Here is a 10,012-nt window from a genome sequence, read left to right as displayed (position 1 = left end):
ATTTAATTTATTATTTAATTTCCTAATATATATCTAATGCTTAACCCTGAACTTACTGACTGTCTAGGGAAAGTGGTTGAAATTGCATATTGTGAAGAACTTTGATCGAAATAGAATGATGCTGTTAAACTCTTACTCACTGCATAGTCTGCAAAAAACTTTAATGATAATAAACGCTGTCCTCCTGTTACTTGGTCATTATCCTGATCTATTGCTCTAATTACTGTAATATTATCTCTTAACGATAAATCGGCTCTTAAATCTAAATCTCCTTTCAATCTAGTTTTTTCCCCACCAAAATTAAATCTCATTGCTAAATCTTTAATTCTGTACCCTAAACCAATAACATATTCTGTTCCTTTTATTTGCGTAATAGTATTGTTATTAAAATTTAATGTGAGACCTCTATCTTTATTGACTCTACCACTAAAAGAAAATGAATTTTTCATTTTTACATCTACTTTTATCAGCGGTGAAAATTCTTCAATTAAATTCACATTAGTAAAAAGTGTTTTATTGAAGTAATTTCCTACAATATCTGTTTCTGCATATGGAGCATCCACATTATATTCTAGGTTATTACTAAAACTAGTAATTGAGTATAAAGAATTATAGCTATGTGATAGTGAAAAACTTCTGAAATGTTTTTTAAACCATTTCATTTTCATAAAACCTTTATAATTCAATTTCCACCCAGGAATTGGAACGCTCTTAAATGTTTCTAAACTTACTTTTGAAGCATCTTGACCTGAATAAGCGGCTATAAATGCAGGAAGTGCAACTTGCTGACTTGTTTCTCCAAAACCACTTATTGGTTGCCCTGAATTAGAAGCTAAACGTTGTGCTATAATTCCTCTATTAGCTTTAAATTCTTCAAAATTTACATCACTATTATTAAATGACGTTTTTAACATATTAAAACTAATACTATAATTCCCAAATTCTGTTATTGGAGAATTTGTTAAAACATTATCTACAACATCTAATTGTTGTGAAGTGTTTTTAGTGTAGGTTTTATTACCTCTAAATTCAATATCTAAGTCATCAAATGGTTCAACTGAAATTGTACCATCTAATTTGTTAAAATGTGTTCTGCTATATGTTTTGTTAAAATATGGATCATCAATACTTCTAGATAACAACCATCCATTTTCAACTCCTCTTTGTCTAATATCTATTTGGCTACCAAACACAAAACCAAATGTTGGTGCTGGGCTTCCGCTATAATTATCCTGACCTAAAAACCCTACTTCCGGTAAATAACCTGGTAAATATGTACCATTATTCTCTGAATAATTAACACGCGCTTTTTTTACTGATGTTAAAACACTGTAAAATCCTTTTCCTATTTTACCTCCTGTTGTTTTTGCTTTTTTATTTCCAGTACTTCGTGGTGCATTCGGAACACCAGAATTTGTTTTTTGAGTGCTCACACTTTTTTCACTAAACAGTTTCTCTAATCCTACTGTTTTATAAAATTTATTAAAATCTACATCTGCACCTATGGTATGTGTATTGGCATTTTGAATTACATTTCCAATTTTATCAACATAGGATTGTGATGCTGCTTGCCAATCAAAGTCTGCTGTATAAGCATAATCTGCATTAACAAAATCTAAATATGGTATTTTATTCAATGGTATCTTATAGGTTCCATTTAACGTTTGATGATAATGGTCGGGTCTTCCTAAATTAAAAAACTTATCCATTAATTGTATATCTTCTGAAGCTTCAAAATCATCAAATATGTAATGATTGGCTGCTCTAAAATTAAACTGTAATGATTTTGTAAAATTATAACCTATGCTATAATCCCAATCAAACATAAAATGACGTTGTTTTAAAATTGGGAGCGGTGCTAAACCAATATCAATTAAATCTCTTGATTGTTGTTCATTATAACTTCTAACAATATTTGAATTTACTGAAATTGTTGAAGGCAATAAATTCAAATTAAAATCTTTTATTAATTTTAAATATTTATCGTTTAAGCCTTCCCAATTTTTAAATGGCTCAATACTTAGTGGTTCAAAACTATAGTTATAATTTGCTGAAGCTCTTACATTTTGATCTACATATTTCTGAACATTGTAATCTTTATGATAGGTTTCGTTATAAGCATATGAAACAGACATGTTTTCTACATCATAGAAGTGCTGTTTCTTTGTTGATTCAGGATTGTAATCTTTTCTAACATTAATTAAACTTATACTTCTTCGTTTTGTATAATCTCTTGAATTGCTACTGTTAGGGTTTATGTTTTCAGCGTCTTCAAATAATACATCTTGATATTGAGGATCGTATTTTGGATCTTTAAACTCTTCTGATATGCTATAATTTAAAGGTAATTTAATTCCCCATTCTTTTGGTAATAACTGACCAACATTAACATTGGTTACAATATCGTATAACTTAGTATCTTCTTGACTACGTTCATTAACACGTTGCTCAATACCTCCAAAACCTTTCGTTTCAATTCTTCCTGTTACAGAAACATCGGCGAAATCAGCGAAATTAGCATCAGCACTTACAACACTTGCCCAACCACCTTCATTATCAAATTCTGAAACTCGCATTTCATTAAACCAAATTTCAGCACTTTGGTTGGTATTTGAAACGTTTTTAACTCCTAACATAATGGTTTTAATGTTCGATAAGTTTGGATTTCCTTTCACTCTAATATCATACCCTTCGATTCCTTCAATTGGTGAAGGCATGCCTATAGCTGGGTATAATACATTTGGCGCAACAGCATCTTCTAATCTTAACAATTTAAGCTTCCCGAAATTTTCTAAAAATGCATCTAAATTATTTTCTTCAGGCCAAATTTCTAGTGGTGTAGTTACACCATAATCAGAAATTTTAAGTAATTTTTCTATTTGATAATAGTTATCATTTAAATCACTACCAATTCTTATAATGGCTTTTAATTCATCGTCTTGAACCTGTGATTGTGTTTGAACTCCTTCAGCATGTATAAAAAGTTTTAAACGTTTATACATTCTTAAATCAACAATTACATTTTTAAATATTGCTCTTGATTCTTCAGGAGCTAAATCTGTAACTTTTACAGTGAGTGACTGCTCATTTTGTTGTTGTAAAGTAGTACTTCCTCTTAGAATTTCTCTTTCAATTCCTGGAGGTAACACGTATGGAATTGGGTTTCTTCCTTCATTTTCTTGAATGTTAACAACTCCAACTTCAAAATTTTGTAATTGAGGGTTTGTTAAATTTTGAGGTGGTTCTATAGCCTCATCTAATGTTTTTGTATAACGTCTCCAGTCTCCACGAACTAATTCTAATTCTCCAAAACGTAGTACAACTGGCATTTTAAATTTTGTTAAAAATATTCGCATAAAACGAATTGAATTAAAACCAGTAATATCATTCACAACTTCATCAGGGCTTCCTACTTGAATTCTAAATTGAAGCCATCTAAATTGTTTTTCACTACCATCTTGAAGTTGAACATTTACTATTTTCTCATCAACAATATTATTTTGCCCAACTGTTAAATCACTTTTATTTAATGATACTCTGTATTGATAATAACTTTCAACTGAATTCATTGTTTGATCTTTATCAATATCTTCGGTATCAGGATACGTAGTAGCCGAAGTTGGATAATTTTCAGTTGATAAATTATTTGTTGGTGAATTTCCTTGTGTATTATTATATCTTTTATAACGTGTTAAAACAGAAGCATTATTCGTATCATATTCTGAGCTTCTGAAATAAGAATAATTATCGTTTGCAGGGTCTAAACCAAACCCAGTACCAAACTGTTGAATTTCTTCTTCATCATTAATCCCATCTAAACCAATATCTTGTGCTAAACGTTCACTATCACTATCGCTAAATGCATATAATAAGGACTGTCTGGTAGGTATTTTACCCCAAATAGTTGGATCAAAATTTATATCTAATGCATTCGCAGGCAAACCGTTTTCATACATTTTTCTTCCGTCTTTTAAAACGTCTTCTGATATGTTTCCAAGGTTAAAATATAAATCCCCTACTTGATTTGCTAGGTCGCTTGGATCAACTCCTGCAGGTAATCCTTCCTCGTTTGTTATAGAATAATGATCGTAAGGATCCATTAACCAAAATTGAATATACTCTACGTTAGATTGTTCAAAATTAGTAGTTGTTAATGCTCTTGTAATTCCTCCCCATCTATCTTCAGGATTTGTAAATTTACCATCAGCTCCTACATTATTAGTATCGTAATTATAACTCGCTCTTTCGCTAGGAAAATAAGCTAAATCTAATGTTCTAACAACAGTAGATTGTGTTAAATCTAGATCTTGCTCTGGAAATAATTCCTCATATCTTACTGTTCTAACTTCAGCTCTGGAAAGTTCAGCATTATCAATATTTCCTGGTTTTAATGAAGAACCGCCATAAAATAATGGATCAATAATATACCAAGCTAACCGCGCTCTCTTATATCCGTATGATAAATCTGTAGCATTTCCTCCAAAGTTAAATTGTGATTGAAATTGCGGTGTACTTGACATATGCCACTGCTGAATTGATTTTATTTCTAAAGGAATTTGTGAACCTTCAAAATCATCAACATATGAAGTTGCTTCTCCTTCAAGTTCAATTCTTTTAGGTGAACCAGGTATTAAATAAGCTAAATCCCCTCTAATTGAAAAGTTTGAAACAACATCTGTATCAATATTTGGTAATTTATTTACCCACTTTGTAAATTTTGGAACTTCAGTACCATAACTTGCATTTAAACCGAAAATAGTATTGTTAATAGGTTCTTGTCCAAACAATGCTTTTTGAGTGATTGGCTTTTCATTTAAATTTAAAATGGTCACCCCAGCTATAAAATTATCAGAAAATTTATGTTCAATATCAATTCCTAAAAAACGTTTAGTTTGTAAATTAAATGCTGCATTATTTTCAACTGAAACTTGTATTGGCGCATTTGAAGCTTCCAAACTTGGGTTTACAATTTGAACTCTACCCATTTGATAGTCCACCACATAATCAACTCCCTCAACTAATTCTCTACCTCCCGTTGTAACTCTAACTGAACCTTGTGGAACATTAAATGCTCCTAACGGAATTCCATTTGTGCTTTCTGATTTATGATACCCTTTTATTAAGTATTTATCTTTTTGTTGAAAATTATTCTTGGCTTCAGATTGGGTTATTTCATACAATTCATTAAATACATAGGTTGCATCAGCAGGATCCGTTAATTTAGATTCTAAATCTTCTCCAAAAGGTTCAACTGTTGGAAAAATAATATAGCCTTTTTCTGAATTTACAGTAGCCCCTTCAACATAATCAAAATAACCATCACCTTCTGGAGTTAAAAATTGGCTTTGATCTAACCTATCTATATCTAATAAATTTAACAGTGTCTTATCAGAAACACCAGTAGTTTGTGCATTTTGCAATACATTAATTGGTACACCTGTAGCATCATCAGCATACAACAATTCTAATCTAAAACCATCTGGCTGCATTCTATAGGTTTGCAATGAATAAATGTTTTTCATCATCAAATCCCACATTGGTATTTGAGTACTAATAATTTCACTACGCAATAATTTTACTACAATATTTTCTGGTGCAATAATACCATCACTTGTAAATTCCCCAACTTTATATACTTTAGAATCTCCACTAATTGTATATTCAAAAGATACTGCAAGTACATCTGAATCTGCCAATCTTCTATTTAATGAAATAACTCCTAATTGAGGATGTATCGAATATTCATCAGGTCTTAATTTTATGGCATTCTCTAATACAGAATAATCACGTCCTTGTTGCATTGCAAAAGGTGATAATCCATCACTTACAGTTGCAATTTTACGAACTGCGTTTGAAGTTGTTAATATAGTTGAAATATCATTTGCTTCATTAAAGGGTAATAGTGAACCTGGAACTGGTGTAACATTTGCAGGTCCAATATTTGATGGATCTCCTTCTCCAAGATCTGCAACACCCACAATATTTCTAATATCAACTGTTGAAGCACTTCTATTAGTTACCCATACTTCTACTTTTGTGATATTAATCGGGCTATTAATTAACGGATACTCTTTTAATGCATTGTTATAGGCATCTCTAAAATATTGCGCTAAGAAAAAGTGACGATTAGCATCATAATCAGATGCTTGTAATTCAAAATCTTGTATTGTTGAACCTCCTTGAGCTGCAACCGATCTTGTTTGTGATTTTTGTTCAGCAAACACACCTGTAACCGAGGTTTTTCCGAATTTTAATTGAGTTTTAACTCCAAATAAGCTTTGAGCTCCAACAATTAATGAATTCTTTAAAGGCATACTTACGTTACCAACTTCTACTTTTTGAAGTATATCATCTTCTGTCGGTGTATATTCTAATTTGATTTGATTTTGGAAGTTAAAAGTAGATTGAGTATCGTACTGCGCTCCTACTTTTAACCTAGTTCCTACTTTTGCAGAAATACTAGCACTTATTTCTTGATTAAAATCGAATGTAAAACTACTACGGTTTCGTTCTGATAATTGTGGATTGTCTACTTTTTGATACAACATTCCTAGTTTAACCAACACAGAACCTTGTGCATTTACTTCAATTGTATTGCCTCCAAAAAGAGATTCAAAAAATCCTGAATTTACATAATAGGTTGGTAACAAGTTTTTTTGAGCATCATCACTTCCTATTTTTTTACTATTTGTTGCGCTTATTTTTTCTTTGTAATATTCAAGCATATCCTTTTTAAGCTTGTACTCTTTATATTCATCTTGATTCATGTAAATTGGGCGTTTCACATAATAATCACCCATTTTTTCAAGAATAATATATTTTTCTAACTCAGCATCATAAATAATTTCAGATTTAGATGGATCTGTTAAATACAAACTTCCAGATTGGTCACTTTTAAAAGGATATTTTAATTTTAATGTATCTTGAACTGTTGCAACTTTAACTGTATCTGCTGTTTTTACAATTGACGTAGTTTGAGCTTTTATTATTGATTGCATAAACAACAATAAAAAAAGCACTAAATATATTTTAAATATAAATTGTTTCTTCTTCAAATCTTATAAGTTTTTGAGCGCTTTTTTTATTAAAGTTTCAACACGTGCCGTTTTATCTTCCAATAAAATTTTATCTATTACTTTTTCTGATTGTTTTCTATTGAATCCTAAGACCTCTAAAGCAGATAACGCTTCGTTTTTGTTCGTATTGCTTTCAGCAAAGGAAACTTCATCAATAGCAAATGTTTTAGAAATTTTATCTTTAAGATCTACTAATACACGTTGAGCAGTTTTTGTTCCAATTCCTTTAACCGATTGAATTACCCCAACATTTCCAGAGGCAATTGCCTGTTGAATTTCATCAGTAGTCATAGATGATAACATAGTACGTGCTATACTTGGTCCAACTCCCGAAACAGAAATTAATAATTTAAATATTTCGCGCTCAACTTTAGTGCTAAAACCATAAAGTGTATGTGAATCTTCTTTTACTGATAAATGCGTGTATAACATTATGGCTTCATCATCTGGTAAAAGTGAAAAAGTATTTAAAGAAATGTTTAGCCAATAACCAACCCCACTTACATCTACCACAACGTAAGTGGGGTTTTTTTCTATTAATTTACCTCTAATTTGAGTTATCATATTTCACTTTTGTAATAACCCCAAATGTAATAAAATATTATTTAATTTTCGATTTTTCCTGAGCATCAACAATCGCTACACATGCTATATTAACAATTTCATCAACACTTGCTCCAAGTTGAATAATATGAACTGGTTTTTTAAGCCCCATAATGATTGGACCAATAGATTCTACATTATTAAAATCTCTCATTAATTTATAACCAATATTAGCCGACTCTAATCCTGGAAAAATTAATCCATTCACTTTATTACCATTCAATTTAGAAAAAGGAAATTTTTCTTTTAACATAGTTTGGTTTAAAGCAAAATCAACTTGTATATCGCCATCAACAACTAAATTTGGAAATTTTAAATGAACTATTTTTGTTGCTTCAACAACTTTTTTTGCTTCTTCGGAGTCTGAAGACCCAAAGTTAGAAAAAGATAACATCGCTAAATTAGGATTAAACCCAAACATTTTCATAGACTCACTTGTCATATAACAAATATCAGCCAATTCTTCAGCTGTAGGATTGATAGTTATGGCTGTATCAGAAAAGAACATTGGCCCTTTTTTGGTAATCATAATATTTGTTGCTGCTATTTTTTTAACACCTTCTTCTTTCCCTATTAACTCAATCATTGGTTTAACAGTTGCTGGGTAACTTCTAGAATAACCTGTAACTAATGAATCTGCTTCACCTTCATTTACCATCATTGCAGCAAAATAATTACGCCCACGCATTAATCTTTGTGCTGCTAACAACGTTATTCCTTTGCGTTGTCTTTTTTTCCAATAAACTTGCGCAAATTTATGTCTTCTCTCTTTCTCTTCTGAAGCTACTGGATCTATGATTGTTACATTTGCATCAAAATTAATTTCCTTCATTAATTCTTTGATAATGCTTTTGTCTCCTAACAAAATGGGCGTTCCCGCTCCTTCTTCATGAATAATTTGGGCAGCTTTTAACACAGATAAATGATCTGCTTCTGCAAAAATGATTGTTTTTGGGTTCGATTTTGCTTTTGACATCAACATTCGAATAAATTTATTTCCAGACCCAAGCCTTTCTGCTAGCTCATCTTTATACACATCCCAATCTCTAATTGGTTTTTTTGCAATTCCAGAATCCATTGCAGCTTTTGCAACTGCTGGGGGAACTTCTGTAATTAACCGATGATCAAAAGGAGAAGGAATAATATATTCTCTACCAAATTGCATATTCGTTTTTCCATATGCAATATTTACATGTTCAGGTACCGTTTCTTTAGCTAAATTAGCTAAAGCATGAACTGCAGCAATTTTCATTTCTTCATTTATCCCTGTTGCTCTTACATCTAAAGCTCCTCTGAAAATATATGGAAAACCAAGCACATTATTTACTTGATTAGGATTATCAGATCTTCCCGTAGCCATAATAATATCTTTACGCGTTTTTACTGCTAAATCGTATTCAATTTCAGGAGTTGGGTTAGCCATAGCAAAAACGATTGGATCTTTAGCCATTGTTAATAGCATTTCTGGAGTTACTAAATCCCCCTTAGATAGTCCAACAAAAACATCTGAACCAACCATTGCTTCTTCTAAACTATGTAAATCACTATCTGTTGCAAATTCAGCTTTTTGTTCAGTTAGGTTATCTGCATCTTTTCTAATAACCCCTTTACTGTCACACATTACTAAATTTTCTCTTTTTGCACCAATAGATAAATACAAACGAGAACAAGAAATAGCTGCTGCACCTGCGCCGCTAACAACAATTTTAACTTTAGAAATATCTTTCCCTGTTAATTCAACCGCATTTTTTAATGCTGCAGCAGAAATTATTGCCGTTCCATGTTGATCGTCATGCATTACAGGAATATCCAGTTCTTCTTTTAACCTACGCTCAATTTCAAAAGCTTCAGGAGCCTTTATATCTTCTAAATTAATTCCCCCAAAAGTTGGTGCAATATTTTTTACCGTTTCTATAAATTTTTCAACATCATGTGTATCTACTTCAATATCAAAAACATCAATATCTGCAAATATTTTAAAAAGTAATCCCTTTCCCTCCATTACTGGTTTTCCTGCTAAAGCTCCAATATCTCCCAAACCTAAAACTGCAGTACCATTAGAAATTACAGCTACTAAATTACCCTTAGATGTATATTTATACGCATTTTCTGGATCTTTTTCAATCTCTAAACAAGGTGCCGCAACCCCTGGAGTGTAAGCTAAAGATAAATCCTTTTGAGTTGCATGCTTTTTAGTAGGAACAACTTGTATTTTCCCTGGAGTAGGGTATTGATGATATTTTAACGCTTCTTCTCTGAATTTAGAATCACTCATGATATTTATGATTTATGTATATTGTAGTGCAAAGTTAATCATATATGACATGCCTTAT

Annotated in this window: 3 protein-coding genes; all 3 read right to left on the bottom strand. The window is 31.3% G+C overall.

Annotated elements, in window-relative coordinates:
• Positions 1 to 14: 14 nt before the first annotated feature.
• Genes sprA through Q0352_RS01695 form a run of 3 tightly spaced genes read right to left on the bottom strand, consistent with a single transcriptional unit; the run spans position 15 to position 9,954 of the window.
• Entirely contained in the window at positions 15 to 6,998 is a 6,984-nt protein-coding gene (sprA, locus tag Q0352_RS01705; protein WP_299522616.1) for a cell surface protein SprA, read from the bottom strand.
• A 60-nt stretch (positions 6,999 to 7,058) separates the two neighbouring features.
• Positions 7,059 to 7,640 carry a Holliday junction branch migration protein RuvA gene (ruvA, locus tag Q0352_RS01700; protein WP_299522613.1) on the bottom strand — a complete coding sequence of 194 codons (582 nt, stop codon included), beginning with the start codon at positions 7,638 to 7,640 and terminating at the stop codon, positions 7,059 to 7,061.
• A 37-nt stretch (positions 7,641 to 7,677) separates the two neighbouring features.
• A complete protein-coding gene (locus Q0352_RS01695; protein WP_299522610.1) occupies positions 7,678 to 9,954 on the bottom strand; it encodes an NADP-dependent malic enzyme in 2,277 nt (758 codons plus the stop codon).
• Positions 9,955 to 10,012 lie beyond the last annotated feature (58 nt).

The organism is uncultured Lutibacter sp. (genome assembly GCF_937891065.1).
GTDB lineage: Bacteria > Bacteroidota > Bacteroidia > Flavobacteriales > Flavobacteriaceae > Lutibacter.
This window is presented reverse-complemented; position numbering and strand designations above follow the sequence as displayed.